Genomic DNA, 13,380 nt, shown 5'->3' with positions numbered 1-13,380 from the left:
GGGTCGTTATCGGTTGCGTGAGTGGAGCAGGTCGCGCACGGTGTCGAGCAGGCCGTCCGCGATCTTTTCGGAATTCACCTGGAACTGCCCATCGGCAATTGCAAGCTTGATACGTTCAACTTTTTTGGCATCGAACACCTGGCTGCTGCTCGCAGTGGCGCCGGCCGACGACAGGCGTACGCTGTCGGTCTGCGTCTGGCTCGGCGCAGCCGTTGCCGCGGCCTTCTCGGCCTGCTTGGCATTGGCTGCCGTGGTGTTCGGCTGCTGGAGGGCTTGCGCGCCTTTGAGGGTATCGTTGATTTTCACAGCACTATCCTTCTCTGTTCGGAGCAGGAACTCCGGGATCTGCAGGGTGTAACGGCTGTTCGCCGCCAAACTTTAGCGCAGATCGTCATTTCGAGAAGTTTTTTGAGTATTTATTAGAAACTATCTCAGCAGGTGGTGGAAGCTGGTGGCGACGTGCGCGTAGGCGATGCATGGCAAGCGCGGGCAAGGCGCGAGGAGGACGCATGGCGGGCCATGCTACGACGAGCAACGCCGCCCCCGCTTGTCAGGCGCGCCAGCAGCGACGCCCTCCTGCTGAGATAGTTTCTCATAACGTCACTTCGACGATGCCGCCGGCCCGTGCCGTGCCGCTGACGATGGCCCCGCGCGGCGTGCGCACCTGCACCACCTGGCCTTCGCCCGCCTGCGTGAGCGCTTTTCCCTCGCCCGAGACCGAGAAATTTTCGCCGCGCGACACGATGCGCACGGCCTGGTTCTGCTGCACCACGGGGCGGCTTTTCAGGGAATCGAGGCGCAGCGGGGTGCCGGCCGGCAGCGAGACCGTCGGCGTGCGGCCGATGGCCTGGGCCATGTCAGTGATGATGCCGTTCGGCATGGCGGCGATGTCGCCCTGCATCGTGGCCAGCTGGCCTGCCTCGATCGGCTGGCCCTGGGCCAGCGGCACGCTGGCCGTAACGTAATCGGCCAGCACGCTCACCTGGGCCTGCAGGAACACCGTCCAGCTTGGGGCCGTGCAGCGCACGCCGACCGTGGTCTTGCCCCAGGGGCGGGCGCCCGGCTGCTGGAAAGCTTCCGGGGCAGGGCAGGCGGCCAGCGACAGGCGCGGATCGACCGCGCCGATCTTGACGCCGACCTTGCCCGGCAGCCCGGCGCTCTGGGTGCGCAGGAACTGCTCGGCGACCTTGCGCAGCGCGGCGCCGTCCTGGCGCGCCGGCGCAGCAGCCTGCGCCAGGGGGGCGCTCAGCAACAGCAGTGCAAACAACTTCAAATACGTGGACATGACGGAAGGCCCTTCTGTGATGGCTGCCATCTTAGGCCTCTTGATGCCGTAGTGAAACTTTGAATAGCCGGGCTTTGGGGGGCTTAATCCAGCGATGGGCGAGTGTTGCTCAAACGTATGATTCACGCTGTCCCAACAAAAATCAGCCCGGAGGCGGCATGATCGGCAAACTCGACAACTATTTACGGTTCAACGAAACGGCCCTGTCCCTGCGCGCCCAGCGCCAGGAACTGATCGCGTCCAACATCGCCAACGCCGACACGCCCAACTTCAAGGCACGCGACATCGATTTCGCCAGCGCCATGCAAGGGGCGCTGGCGAAAGCCGCAAACCCCGGCCAGCTCGCCGCCACCAATAAAGCCCACGTCCAGCCTGCCGCCGACGGCAAGGCGCTGCCGGACGGCACCCCGGTGCTGTACCGCGGCCTGGTCCAGGGGGCGGTCGACGGCAACACGGTCGACATGGATGTCGAGCGCAACCAGTTCGCCGACAACGCGCTGCGCTACGAGGCGGGCATCACGATGATCAACAGCCAGATCCGCGGCCTGATGGCGGCGATCCAGAGCGGACAATAAGAAAGGTCGCTCGCATTATGTCCCTATTCAATATCTTCAACGTCTCCGGCTCGGCCATGAGCGCCCAGGCCCAGCGCCTGAACACCGTCGCCAGCAACCTCGCCAACGTCGACAGCGCCACCTCCAGCACCGGCGAAGCCTACCGCGCCAAGCAGGTCGTGTTCGAGGCGGTGCCGATGACCACCGGCGGCACCGGCGTCAAGGTGCGCGAAGTGGTCGAGGACGCGTCCCCGATGAAGCAGGTCTACGACCCCAAGCACCCGCTGGCCGACGAGAAGGGCTATGTGACGATGCCCAACGTGAACCCGGTCGACGAGATGGTCAACATGCTGTCGGCCTCGCGCTCCTACCAGAACAACGTCGAAACGATGAATGCGGCGAAGAGCATGCTGCTGAAAACGCTCACGCTCGGCCAATAAAAACTAAACAAGGCATCCCATGTCCACCGTAACTTCCGCCGGCACCTCGATCAACGACCTGATGTCGACCATGAACACCAAGAAGAAGGCGTCGACCGACAGCGTCCAGGCCGACACCGACAAGTTCATGACCCTGCTGGTCACCCAGCTCAAGAACCAGGACCCGCTGAACCCGCTCGACAACGCCCAGGTGACGAGCCAGCTGGCCCAGCTGCAGACCGTGACCGGCGTGAATAAACTCAACGAAACGCTGGAGACGCTGAAGTCGAGCTACCAGTCGACCGAGGCGATGCAGGCCACCAACCTGATCGGGCATGGCGTGCTGGTCGAAGGCAACAACCTGAACCTCATCGGCGGCAAGTCGGTGTTCGGCGTCGAGCTGGCCACCGCGGCCGATAACGTGCAGGTGATCGTCACCGATCCGCGCACCGGCAAGGACGTGGCCTCGATCGAGCTCGGCGCGAACGAGGCGGGCGCGCTGCCGCTGGTCTGGGACGGCAGCAGCGACGGCGTCGACGCCGCCCAGCTGGGCGACGGCAACTACAGCTTCCGCGTCGTCGCCACCCGCGGCGGCCAGCCGCTGACCGACGTGAAAGCCTTGAGCCTCGACACGGTCGCCAGCGTCAGCACCAATTCGAAGGACGGCGTCAAGCTGAACCTCGCGGGCAAGGGGGCGATCACCCTGGCCGACATCAAACAAGTGCTGTAGGCGCTTACTTAATACTAGTCAGGAGAATCACATGTCCTTCCAACAAGGCCTCAGCGGCTTGAACGGCGCCGCGAAATCGCTCGACGTCATCGGTAACAACATCGCCAACGCCAGCACCGTCGGCTTCAAGGGTTCGCAGGCGCAGTTCGCCGACGTCTACGCCAGCTCGCTCAACGGCGCCGGCGGCATGACGGCCGGTATCGGTACCAAGGTCGCCGCCATCGCCCAGCAGTTCACGCAAGGCAATATCGAGTCCTCGAACAATTCGCTCGACGTGGCCATCAACGGCCAGGGTTTCTTCCGCACCGTGTCCTCGGGCATGACGCAGTACACCCGCAACGGTCAGTTTTCGCTCGACAAGGACGGCTTCATGGTCAACGCGCAGGGCGCCAAGCTGACCGGCTATGGCGTGGGCGTCACCGGCCAGGTGCTGGCGGGCGCGCCGGTTCCCGTGCAGATCAGCACCACCGACCTGAAACCGGTCTCGACCACCAAGGTCGGCATCGAGATGAACCTCGATTCGCGCGTGGGCGCGCCGGCCGTGAACCCCTTCGACGCGGGCGACCCGAACACCTATAACAAGCAGTCGCCGGTCGACGTGTACGACACGCTGGGCAACCCGCACGTGCTGTCGACCTTCTACGTGAAGAACGGCTCGGGCACCTGGGACGTGTACGCGGCCAATGACGGCACCGAGATCACCAACCTGAAAGTGGCACAGGCGGCGCAGGGCGAGACCGCCGAATTCGCGGCCGTGAACGCGGCGCGCGCCGACTGGGATGCGGCGACCAAGGCGGTCCCGCCGGACGCGACGACGATCTCGGCGGCGCTGGCGCGCTATGCCGATGCGGCCTCGAGCATGGTCGCCGCGGCCGCGGCCAAGGCCGGAGCCAATCCGGCTGCCCAAGCGGCCATCGTAACCGCCGGCGCCGACGCGGCGCGCATCGCCGGTTACTCGGCCGACCAGGTCGACAAGGCGATTGCCGCGTCGGTCAAGGTGACGGCGGTGCCGATCGGTACCCTGAAGTTCGACGAAAACGGCGCCCTGAACGCGGTGCTGACCAAAAACGGCGGCAAGTTCAATATCGACCTGCCGATCTTCCCGTCGACCGGTTCCGATCCGATCCAGAAGATGGAAATCGCGTTTACCGGCACCACCCAGTACGGCACCTCGACCAGCGACAAGAAGCTGGGCCAGAACGGCTACACCGCCGGCAACCTGCAGCGCTTCTCGATCGGCGAGGAAGGCATCATCCTCGGCCAGTACAGCAACGGGCAATCGAAACCGCTGGGACAGATCGTGCTGGCGAACTTCGCCAATGCCAACGGCCTGGAACCGCTCGGCAACAACGCCTGGGCCGAATCGGCCGACTCGGGCACGCCGCTGATCGGCGTGCCGGATTCGGGCAGCTTCGGCGTGCTGCAGTCGTCGGCGGTCGAAACCTCGAACATCGACCTGACGGCCGAGCTGGTGAACATGATCACGGCGCAGCGCGTGTACCAGGCGAATGCGCAGACCATCAAGACCCAGGATTCGGTGTTGCAGACGCTGGTGAACCTGCGTTAATCGCGTTCAACGCACCGATGCACATCCGGCACGAATACGAAGGAAAAAAATGGACCGCCTGATCTACACCGCCGCCTCCGGCGCCAAGCACATCCTCGAGCAGCAGGCCACGACCTCGAACAACCTGGCGAACCTGAACACGACCGGTTTTCGCGCCCAGCTCGACACCTTCCGCGCCGTGCCGGTGCAAAGCGAGGGCCTGCCGACGCGCACCTTCGTGGTCAACAACACGGTCGGCGCGAATTTCGCATCCGGCCCGCTGCAGCTGACCGGGCGCGACCTCGACGTCGCCGTCAAGGGGCCGGGCTGGATCGCCGTGCAGAATCCCGATGGCAGCGAAGCCTATACCCGCAACGGCGCCTTGCAGATGAGCCCGAACGGCGTGCTGACGACCACCAGCGGCGCGACCATCGCGGGCGAGGGCGGGCCGATCACGATTCCGCCGGACGTCACGGTGACGGTGGGCGGCGACGGCACCATCTCGACGGTCTCGAATGCCGAGCGTCCTGCGGCGCCCGTGATCCTCGGCCGCATCAAGCTGGTGAATCCTCCCGAGCAGGAGCTGGTGCGCGGCGACGACGGCCTGTTCAGGCTGAAGGACGGCGCGCCGGCCCAGGCTGACCCCACCGTGCGCGTCGCGGGCGGCGCCCTCGAGGGCAGCAACGTGAATGCGGTCGATGCCATGGTGGCCATGATTGGCCTCGCGCGCTCCTTCGAAACCCAAATGAGCCTGATGAAGAACGCCGAGAATAACGCCGCGAAAGCCGGTCAGATCCTTGCTTTGAATTAAGTGTTTCTCCAGCATAATTCTATTGTGCATGGCGGCCCTTCATGGCTGCCAATAGGAGAAACCCATGATTCGTTCGCTGTACATCGCCAAGACCGGCCTCGAGGCGCAGCAAACCAACCTCGACGTCATCACCAACAACCTCGCCAACGTCAGCACCAACGGCTTCAAGCGTTCGCGTGCCGTCTTCGAGGATTTGTTGTACCAGACCGTGCGCCAGCCGGGCGCGCAATCCTCGCAGCAAACCAATCTGCCGTCGGGCCTGCAGCTCGGCACTGGTGTGCGCGCCGTCTCGACCGAACGCATCTTCACCCAGGGTAATCCCCAGCAGACCGGCAACTCGAAGGACGTGATGGTCAACGGCTCGGGTTTCTTCCCCGTTCTCCTGCCTGACGGTACCCAGGCCTACACCCGCGACGGTTCCTTCCAGACCGATGCCAACGGCCAGCTCGTCACCTCGAGCGGCTACGTCGTGCAGCCGCCGATCACGATCCCGGCCAACGCCGAGTCGATCACGGTCGGCCGCGACGGCACCGTGTCGATCAAGGTCGCCGGCACCACGGCCACCACCCAGGTCGGCAACCTGCAATTGATGACCTTCGTGAACCCGGCCGGGCTGGAGTCGCGCGGCGAAAACCTGTACCTGGAAACGACCGCCTCGGGCAACCCGAACGCGAATACGCCCGGCACCAATGGCGCCGGCGTGCTGATGCAGGGTTTCGTGGAAACCTCGAACGTCAACGTGGTCGAGGAGATGGTCAACATGATCCAGACCCAGCGCGCCTACGAGATCAACAGCAAGGCGATCACGACCTCCGACCAGATGCTGGCGAAGCTGGCCCAGCTGTAAGGCATCGTCATGAAGAATTTCGCTTTCGCCGGCCTCGCTGCGCTGCTCTTGTCCGCTTGCGGTACCACCCCGAGCACGATCGTGCAGGAAACGCGCAGCGCGCGCCCGGCCCTGGCCGAACTGGCGCCGCCCACCGATGGCGCGATCTACAACGCGGCGCGCTACCGCCCGATGTTCGAAGACCGCCGCGCGCGCCAGGTGGGCGACCTGCTGACGATCAATATCGTCGAGAAGACTTCGGCCAACAAGGCCGGCGCGAGCTCGGGCAACAAGTCCGGCAGCGCCAGTTTCGGCCTGCCGGGCCCGCTGCAATCGCGCCTCGGCGCGAACGTCGAAACCGAAGGCGCAATCAAATTCGCCGACGGCGACAACCAGAGCGCCAGCAATGCCTTTACCGGCACCATCGGCGTGACGGTCACCGAAGTGCTGTCCAACGGCAACCTGGTGGTGGCCGGCGAGAAGCAGGTGGCGATGAACAAGGGCGTCGAGTTCATCCGCTTCTCGGGACTGGTCAGCCCGGACACCATCCAGAACGGCAATGTCGTCTCCTCGACCGTCGTCGCCGATGCCCGTGTCGAATACCGTACCAACAGCCGCATCGACCGCGCCGAAGTCAATTCGATGATGTCGCGCTTCTTCATGTCGCTGCTGCCGTTCTGAAGGCGCACTTGACGCTTCAAAGTGAACTAAGGATTGACCATGCGTTTCACCCTCCCGCTGCTGGCGCTCTGCGCTGCCTTGTCCGCCACCCCGGCCGCCCACGCCGAGCGCCTGAAAGACATGGCCAGCATCGCCGGCGTGCGCCAGAACCAGTTGTCGGGCTACGGTCTCGTCGTGGGCCTGGACGGCACCGGCGACCAGACCAGCCAGACCCCGTTCACGGTGCAGTCGATCATCGCCATGCTCCAGCAAAAAGGCGTGAACCTGCCGCCGACCGGGCAGCTCCAGCTGAAAAACGTCGCCGCCGTGATGGTCACGACCTCGCTGCCGGCCTTTGCCCAGCCGGGCCAGACCATCGACATCACGGTCTCCTCGATCGGCAATGCGAAAAGCCTGCGCGGCGGCACGCTCCTGATGACGCCGTTGCACGGCGCCGATAACCAGGTGTACGCGATCGCCCAGGGCAATGTGCTGGTCGGCGGCGTCGGCGCGTCCAGCCCTGGCGGCGGCGCCCAGGTCCAGGTCAACCACCTCGCGGTCGGCAAGATCTCGAGCGGGGCCACGGTCGAGCGCGCGGTGCCGTCCAACCTCGGCGAGAACAACCAGATCCGCCTCGAACTGAACCAGACCGATTTCGCCACCGCCAGCCGCGTGGTGTCCGCCGTGAACGACCAGTTCGGCGCCGGCACCGCGACGGCCCTCGACGGCCGCGTGATCCGGGTGCGCACCCCGTCCTCGTCGGACGCGCGCGTGAGCTTCATCGGCCTGCTGGAAAACATCGACGTCAAGCCGGCCGCGGCCGCCGCCAAGGTCATCCTCAACGCCCGCACCGGTTCGGTCGTGATGAACCAGGCGGTCACGCTCGACACCTGCGCCATCTCGCACGGCAACCTGTCGGTGACGATCGGCGCCGACACCCAGGTCAGCCAGCCGGCGCCGGGGACGCGCGGCCAGACGGTGGCCGTCACCACCCCGACCGTGGAGGTGAAGAAGGACCCGGGCAAGGTGCTGCTGGTCAAGGGCGGCGCCTCGCTGGCCGAAGTGGTGAAGGCGATGAACTCGATCGGCGCCAGCCCGCAGGACCTGCTGGCGATCCTGCAGGCGCTCAAGGCGGCAGGTTCGCTGCGCGCCGAACTCGAAATCATCTAAGGAGGCGAACGTGATTCCCTCCAAAAACAACCTGAATACCGGCTTCGCGCTCGATACCCAGGGCCTCGGCGACCTGAAGCGTTCGGCCAAGGCCGGCGCGCCCGATGCCACCCGCGGCGCGGCCACCCAGTTCGAGGCGCTGTTCATCAACCAGATGATGAAGAGCATGCGCGAGGCGACCCCGCAGGACGGGCTGACCGATAACCAGCAGACCAAGATGTTCACGTCGATGCTGGACCAGCAACTGAGCCAGAACATGGCCAAGCGCGGCATGGGCCTGGCCGACGTGCTGGTGCGCCAGTTGTCGGCCCAGACCGATGCGAAAGCCCTGGCAATTGGCACTGCGGGGGGCGATGGCGCGAACGCGCCCGCCAGCATGCTCGACATTCCGGCCTTGCCCGGCAAGCCAGCCTCGTTGAAGGGTCTGGAAGGCGTGCAGACCAACGGCGTGAGCGCCAGCGGCCGCTCGCAGGCTCCGCACGTGCGCGCTTTCCAGGAAAAGCTCGGCGCCCACGCCGAGCAGGCCGAAGCGATTACCGGCGTGCCGGCCAAGTTCATGCTCGGCCAGGCGGCGCTGGAAACCGGCTGGGGCAAGCGCATGATCCGCAACGCCGACGGCAGCAATGCCAACAACCTGTTCGGCATCAAGGCCGGTCCGGGCTGGAAAGGCAAGGTCGCCACCGCCGTCACCACCGAATACGTGAACGGCCAGCCGCGCCAGAAGGTCGAGCGCTTCCGCGCCTACGACACCCCGGCCGACTCGTTCAAGGACTATGCGCGCATGCTGGCGAATAACCCGCGCTACGAAAAGGTGCTCGACCACGCCGGCGACGCGTCGGCCTTCGCGCACGGCCTGCAGCGCGCCGGCTATGCCACCGATCCGCAGTACGGCGCCAAGCTGGCGAAGATCATCAAGCACTCGCTGGCATGACGCCTTGACAAGCAGGGAAGGGTGGGCGGATTCAAGTTCCTGGCCACGCTGCCGTAGAAGAAGATAACGAATAGAGAGCGCACATGTCGGGAAACCTCCTCAGTATCGGTAAAAGCGGGCTGTACGCGGCACAAACCGCGCTGACCACGACCGGCCACAACATCACCAATGCCAACGTGGCGGGCTACAGCCGCCAGGGCGTGGTGCAGGGCACGGCGACGATGATGGAGCGCGGCTATGGCTTTGTCGGCAGCGGCACCAAGATCGCGGAGATCAAGCGCTACAGCGACGAATTCCTGAACCAGCAGGTGCGCTCGGCCACGGCCTCGACGGCCTCGCTCGACGCTTATTACGCCCAGATCAGCCAGATCGACAACCTGCTGGCCGACACCACCTCCGGCCTGTCGCCGGCGCTGCAGGGCTTCTTCGCCGCAGTGCAGGACGTGACCGGCAACGGCGCCTCGACGCCCTCGCGCCAGGCCCTGCTGTCGGCTTCCGAGACGCTGGCCGGCAGCTTCCAGCAGATCGACGCGCGCTTGCAGGAGATCGGTGCCGGCGTCAACACCCAGATCGAAACCAGCGTCAACCTGATCAACACCTACGCCAAGCAGATCGCCGAACTGAATAACAAGATCGCCTCCTACGGCTCGATCGAAGGCAGGAAGCCGAACGACCTGCTCGACCAGCGCGACCAGCTCGTCATGGAGCTGAACAAGCACGTCAAGGCGAACGTCACCGCCGGCAGCAACAATGCGCTCAACGTATCGATCGGTAACGGCCAGCCGCTGGTCGTGGGGCAGCAGGCCTTCCAGCTGGCGACGATGAAATCGCCGACCGACCTGACGCGCCTGACGGTCGGCTACCAGACCGGCGACAGGGCCACCCCGCTGCCGGAAAGCGCGCTGGCGGGCGGCGAACTGGGCGGCATCCTGGAGTTCCGCAGCGGCACGCTCGACCGCGTGCAGAACGCGATCGGCCGCCTCGCCGTCGGCATGGCCTTCACCTTCAATGCCCAGCACAAGCTCGGCATCGACGCCGCCGGCCAGCAGGGCAAGGATTTCTTCGTGCAGGCCCCGGTCTCGGTCAAGGCCGCGGTCGACAACGACCGCACCAGCGACGCCGAAGTGGGCGCCGTGATCCTCGACCCGACCCAGCTCACCGACAGCGACTACAAGGTCGAGTCGGACGGCAGCAACTTCTTCGTCACGCGCCTGTCCGACAAGACCCGCACCAAGATCGAACCCTACGACCCGGCCGGCACCACGCGCACGATCGACGGCGTCGCCTTTACCATCAAGGGCACGGCCGCCTCGGGCGACAACTACCTGGTGCGCCCGACCGCCAACGGCGCCGCCAACTTCCAGCTGGCATTGTCGGACGTGAAGGACATCGCCGCCGCCACCCCGATCGCCACCAGCGCGCCGCTCGCCAACACGGGTACCGGCCAGATCAGCGCCGGCAGCGTCAGCGCGGCGTATTTCGCGGCGCCGCCAAGCCTGCCGCTCACGCTCGGCTACACCGCGGCGGGCGGCGGCCAGCTGACCGGCTTCCCGGCCGGCGCCACGGTGACGATGACCTTCAATGGCAAGGAAACGACCCATACCGCCGGCTCGGCGCCGTTCCAGTCCGGCGCCAGCTACAGCGTTTCCGGCGTCAACGTGACGATGTCGGGCATTCCGAAGGAAGGCGACAGCTTCCGCATCGAGGCCAACGTCTCCGGCACCGCCGACACGCGCAACATCCAGGCCCTCGGCGCCCTGCAGACGAAAGCCATCTTCAACGGCGCCAGCGCCACCTTCCAGTCGGCCTTCGCGCAGACGGTGAGCGCGGTCGGCAACAAGACGCGCGAAGTGCAGGTCAACGCCAGCGCCGGCGACGCCCTGCTCAAGCAGGTCGAGAGCGCGGCCATGAACGTGTCGGGCGTGAACCTGGACGAGGAAGCGACCAACCTGCTGAAGTACCAGCAAGCCTACCAGGCGGCAGGCAAGGTCATGCAGATCGCCACCACCATTTTCGACACGCTGCTGTCGATCGGCCGCTAAGCGGGCAGCGAACGCGAACGAGAGAGAATAAACCATGCGCATCAGTACCCGGAGCATCTACGAGAACGCGACGACCCAGCTCAACACGCTGCAGTCGAACATGGCGCGTACCCAGAACCAACTGGCGACCAACAAGCGCATGCTGACCGCGGCCGACGACCCGATCGCCTCGGCGCGCGCACTGGAAGTGACCCAGTCGAAATCGCTCAACACCCAGTATGCGACCAACCGCTCGAACGCGACCAGCTCGCTGGCCCTGGTCGAAGGCGCGTTGCGCGACAGCGGCGACCTGGTGATGGACGTGCAGACGCTGGTGGTGCAAGCGGGCGGCGGCGCGCTGTCGAAAGCGGACCGGCTGATGATCGCCACCGAGATCGAAGGGCGCATGCAGGACTTGCTTGGCGTGGCAAACACCACGGACGGCAGCGGCGGCTACCTGTTCTCGGGCTACCGCGGCACCACGATCCCCTTCGTGCAGACCGACGCCGGCGCCGTCTACCAGGGCGACCAGGGCCAGCGCAAGCTGCAGGTCGGACCGTCGCGTTCGATCGCGATCAGCGATTCGGGCAGCGCGATTTTCGAAAACAACCGCACCGGCAACGGCAGCTTCCAGACGGCCATGGTGGACAGCAACCAGGGCAGCGCGGTGATCAGTACCGGTTCGGTGGCCGATTCCACCAAGCTGACCGGCCACAACTACACGCTGGAATTCAAGGTCAGCGGCACGCCGGCCGTGACCACCTACAGCGTCACCGACACCACGAGCAACAGCATCGTGCTGGCAGACCAGCCCTACGAAAGCGGCAAGCAGATCAGCTTCGACGGCACTTCGTTCTCGATCAAGGGCGAGCCGGCTGCCGGCGACAAGTTCGAACTCAAGCCGAGCCGGAAGGAGTCGATCTTCACCACCATGACCAGCCTGGTGGCGGCCCTGCGCGCATCGGGCGACGATCCCAAGGCCATGGCCACGCTGTCGAACCAGCTGAAGAGCGCCGGCGAGGGCCTCAAGTCCTCGCTCGACAACATCCTGACGGTGCGCGCCTCGGTCGGCTCGCGCATGAAGGAGCTCGACTACCTGGAAAGCTCGGGCTCGGACCTCGACATCCAGTACGCGACCACGCTCTCCAAGCTGCAGGACCTCGACCTCGTGAAGGCGATCTCGGATTACGCCAGCCAGCAGGGCACGCTGGAAGCGGCGCAGAAATCGTTCAAGACGATGTCGTCGCTGTCGCTGTTTAACTACATCGGCTGATGCAGGCGGGCGCTGCGCCCGCCCATCCTTTCACGCCTGCTTCACATCGCCTGCGCCATCCTGACCGCCATTCGACAACGATGGAGGTGGCATGCGCAAGACACTGTTACGAACCGCGGCCTGGCTGGCCGCGATCCTGGCCCTGCTGGCCGCCGCGGGCTACGGCTACTACCGCAGCCTGGGCCTGGACAGCCTGCCCAGGGCCAACCCCGAATCCCGCGCGGCCGACCTGGCCTGGCTGAAAAACCCGGTGACGCAGCAGCGCGGACGCATCCTGGCCGTGGTGAGCAGCACCGAGCGTGGCGGGCCCGGCATGAAGCGCGCCGGCTACGAACTGACCGAGCTGGCGCGCGCCTACTATGTGTTCCAGGCCAACGGCTACGAGGTCGAGATCGCCTCGCCGAAGGGCGGCAAACCGCCGGAGCGGATCGACCCGGACGACATGGGCGACACCGACTACGCCTTCCTCAACGACCCCGCCGCGCAGGCGAAGGTGGCGGCGTCGATCCCGCTGGCCAGCGTCGACGCCGGGCGGTACGCGGCCGTGTTTTTCGTCGGCGGCAAGGGCGCCATGCACGACTTTCCCGACAATCCCGACGTGGCCCGCATCGTCACCGACATCGCCGGACGCGGCGTCGTCGGAGCGGTCTGCCATGGGCCCGCAGCCTTGCTGGGCGTGAAGCTGGCCGACGGCAAGGCGCTGGTCGCCGGCCGCCGCATGACCGGCTTCACCAACGACGAGGAGCTGTTCCTGATCAAGGACGCGCGCACGCGCTTCGGCTTCCTGCTCGAAGAACGCGCGCTGGCGGAAGGGGCGCGCTTCGTCGCCGGGCCCAAGTATGTCGACAACACCGTGGTCGACGGCCGCCTGGTCACCGGGCAGAACCCCTGGTCGACCTGGTCGACGGCGGAAGCGATGATCGCCGCGCTCGGACACCGGCCGCTGGCGCGCGAACGCACCGCCGAAGAGGCCAGCGTCGAGCTGCTGGCCGCCTATTATCGGGACGGGCTCGAGGCGGCGCGCGCCCGGCAGGCGGCGCTGCCGCGCTTTGATAAGATGCTGGTGCTGATGCATTCGGTGGTGGCCGCCATGCAGTGGCGCGCGGCCGATGCCGTCAACCTCCAGCGCCTCGCCAACGGATAAGGACCGGCAT

Annotated in this window: 14 protein-coding genes; 12 read left to right on the top strand and 2 right to left on the bottom strand. The window is 65.8% G+C overall.

Annotation, left to right across the window (positions count from 1 at the left end):
* Positions 1–6: 6 nt before the first annotated feature.
* Positions 7–306, bottom strand: coding sequence for a flagellar biosynthesis anti-sigma factor FlgM (gene flgM / locus ACFPAH_RS05230; RefSeq protein WP_379741687.1), 300 nt, complete (start codon positions 304–306; stop codon positions 7–9).
* A 286-nt stretch (positions 307–592) separates the two neighbouring features.
* Positions 593–1,285 carry a flagellar basal body P-ring formation chaperone FlgA gene (flgA, locus tag ACFPAH_RS05225; RefSeq protein ID WP_379741684.1) on the bottom strand — a complete coding sequence of 231 codons (693 nt, stop codon included), beginning with the start codon at positions 1,283–1,285 and terminating at the stop codon, positions 593–595.
* A gap of 158 nt (positions 1,286–1,443) precedes the next feature.
* Here flgA and flgB point away from each other — a divergent pair, with 158 nt between their 5' ends.
* The 12 genes from flgB (at position 1,444) to ACFPAH_RS05165 (ending at position 13,370) form a co-directional block, all read left to right on the top strand.
* A complete protein-coding gene (gene flgB / locus ACFPAH_RS05220) occupies positions 1,444–1,860 on the top strand; it encodes a flagellar basal body rod protein FlgB (protein WP_379741681.1) in 417 nt (138 codons plus the stop codon).
* Between the two features lie 17 nt (positions 1,861–1,877).
* Entirely contained in the window at positions 1,878–2,279 is a 402-nt protein-coding gene (gene flgC / locus ACFPAH_RS05215) for a flagellar basal body rod protein FlgC (RefSeq protein ID WP_379741678.1), read from the top strand.
* Positions 2,280–2,298: 19 nt separating this feature from the next.
* Entirely contained in the window at positions 2,299–2,988 is a 690-nt protein-coding gene (locus ACFPAH_RS05210; protein ID WP_379741675.1) for a flagellar hook assembly protein FlgD, read from the top strand.
* Positions 2,989–3,019: 31 nt separating this feature from the next.
* Entirely contained in the window at positions 3,020–4,555 is a 1,536-nt protein-coding gene (locus ACFPAH_RS05205; RefSeq protein ID WP_379741673.1) for a flagellar hook protein FlgE, read from the top strand.
* A gap of 49 nt (positions 4,556–4,604) precedes the next feature.
* Complete coding sequence (gene flgF, locus ACFPAH_RS05200; protein WP_379741670.1) at positions 4,605–5,345, top strand: flagellar basal-body rod protein FlgF; 741 nt, start codon at positions 4,605–4,607, stop codon at positions 5,343–5,345.
* Between the two features lie 64 nt (positions 5,346–5,409).
* The gene (gene flgG, locus ACFPAH_RS05195) at positions 5,410–6,192 is read left to right on the top strand and encodes a flagellar basal-body rod protein FlgG (RefSeq protein ID WP_379741667.1); all 783 of its coding nucleotides are present in this window, start codon (positions 5,410–5,412) and stop codon (positions 6,190–6,192) included.
* Positions 6,193–6,201: 9 nt separating this feature from the next.
* Complete coding sequence (locus ACFPAH_RS05190; protein WP_379741664.1) at positions 6,202–6,852, top strand: flagellar basal body L-ring protein FlgH; 651 nt, start codon at positions 6,202–6,204, stop codon at positions 6,850–6,852.
* Between the two features lie 39 nt (positions 6,853–6,891).
* Positions 6,892–8,001 carry a flagellar basal body P-ring protein FlgI gene (locus tag ACFPAH_RS05185; RefSeq protein WP_379741661.1) on the top strand — a complete coding sequence of 370 codons (1,110 nt, stop codon included), beginning with the start codon at positions 6,892–6,894 and terminating at the stop codon, positions 7,999–8,001.
* 10 nt (positions 8,002–8,011) lie between these two features.
* Entirely contained in the window at positions 8,012–8,932 is a 921-nt protein-coding gene (flgJ, locus tag ACFPAH_RS05180) for a flagellar assembly peptidoglycan hydrolase FlgJ (protein WP_379741658.1), read from the top strand.
* Positions 8,933–9,015: 83 nt separating this feature from the next.
* Positions 9,016–10,974, top strand: a complete 1,959-nt coding sequence (gene flgK / locus ACFPAH_RS05175; RefSeq protein ID WP_379741655.1) for a flagellar hook-associated protein FlgK — start codon at positions 9,016–9,018, stop codon at positions 10,972–10,974.
* A 34-nt stretch (positions 10,975–11,008) separates the two neighbouring features.
* Positions 11,009–12,226 (top strand): flagellar hook-associated protein FlgL, encoded by a 1,218-nt coding sequence (gene flgL, locus ACFPAH_RS05170; RefSeq protein ID WP_379741653.1) that lies wholly within the window; start codon positions 11,009–11,011, stop codon positions 12,224–12,226.
* A 91-nt stretch (positions 12,227–12,317) separates the two neighbouring features.
* Positions 12,318–13,370: a type 1 glutamine amidotransferase domain-containing protein gene (locus tag ACFPAH_RS05165; protein ID WP_379741650.1), complete on the top strand. Its 1,053-nt coding sequence runs from the start codon at positions 12,318–12,320 to the stop codon at positions 13,368–13,370.
* Positions 13,371–13,380 lie beyond the last annotated feature (10 nt).

Origin of the sequence: Massilia sp. GCM10023247 (assembly GCF_042653325.1) — a bacterium.
Classification (GTDB): Bacteria; Pseudomonadota; Gammaproteobacteria; order Burkholderiales; family Burkholderiaceae_D; genus Telluria.
Note: the sequence above shows the minus strand (reverse complement) of the source record. Positions and strands in the feature narration are given on the sequence as shown.

Bases quoted from the DNA above. Each gene is read 5' to 3' on its own strand.
- ACFPAH_RS05185 (WP_379741661.1), top strand. From the start codon at position 6,892: ATGCGTTTCACCCTCCCGCTGCTGGCGCTCTGCGCTGCCTTGTCCGCC.
- flgA (WP_379741684.1), bottom strand. From the start codon at position 1,285: ATGTCCACGTATTTGAAGTTGTTTGCACTGCTGTTGCTGAGCGCCCCC.
- flgC (WP_379741678.1), top strand. From the start codon at position 1,878: ATGTCCCTATTCAATATCTTCAACGTCTCCGGCTCGGCCATGAGCGCC.
- ACFPAH_RS05205 (WP_379741673.1), top strand. From the start codon at position 3,020: ATGTCCTTCCAACAAGGCCTCAGCGGCTTGAACGGCGCCGCGAAATCG.
- flgL (WP_379741653.1), top strand. From the start codon at position 11,009: ATGCGCATCAGTACCCGGAGCATCTACGAGAACGCGACGACCCAGCTC.
- flgG (WP_379741667.1), top strand. From the start codon at position 5,410: ATGATTCGTTCGCTGTACATCGCCAAGACCGGCCTCGAGGCGCAGCAA.
- flgK (WP_379741655.1), top strand. From the start codon at position 9,016: ATGTCGGGAAACCTCCTCAGTATCGGTAAAAGCGGGCTGTACGCGGCA.
- ACFPAH_RS05190 (WP_379741664.1), top strand. From the start codon at position 6,202: ATGAAGAATTTCGCTTTCGCCGGCCTCGCTGCGCTGCTCTTGTCCGCT.
- flgB (WP_379741681.1), top strand. From the start codon at position 1,444: ATGATCGGCAAACTCGACAACTATTTACGGTTCAACGAAACGGCCCTG.
- ACFPAH_RS05210 (WP_379741675.1), top strand. From the start codon at position 2,299: ATGTCCACCGTAACTTCCGCCGGCACCTCGATCAACGACCTGATGTCG.
- flgF (WP_379741670.1), top strand. From the start codon at position 4,605: ATGGACCGCCTGATCTACACCGCCGCCTCCGGCGCCAAGCACATCCTC.
- ACFPAH_RS05165 (WP_379741650.1), top strand. From the start codon at position 12,318: ATGCGCAAGACACTGTTACGAACCGCGGCCTGGCTGGCCGCGATCCTG.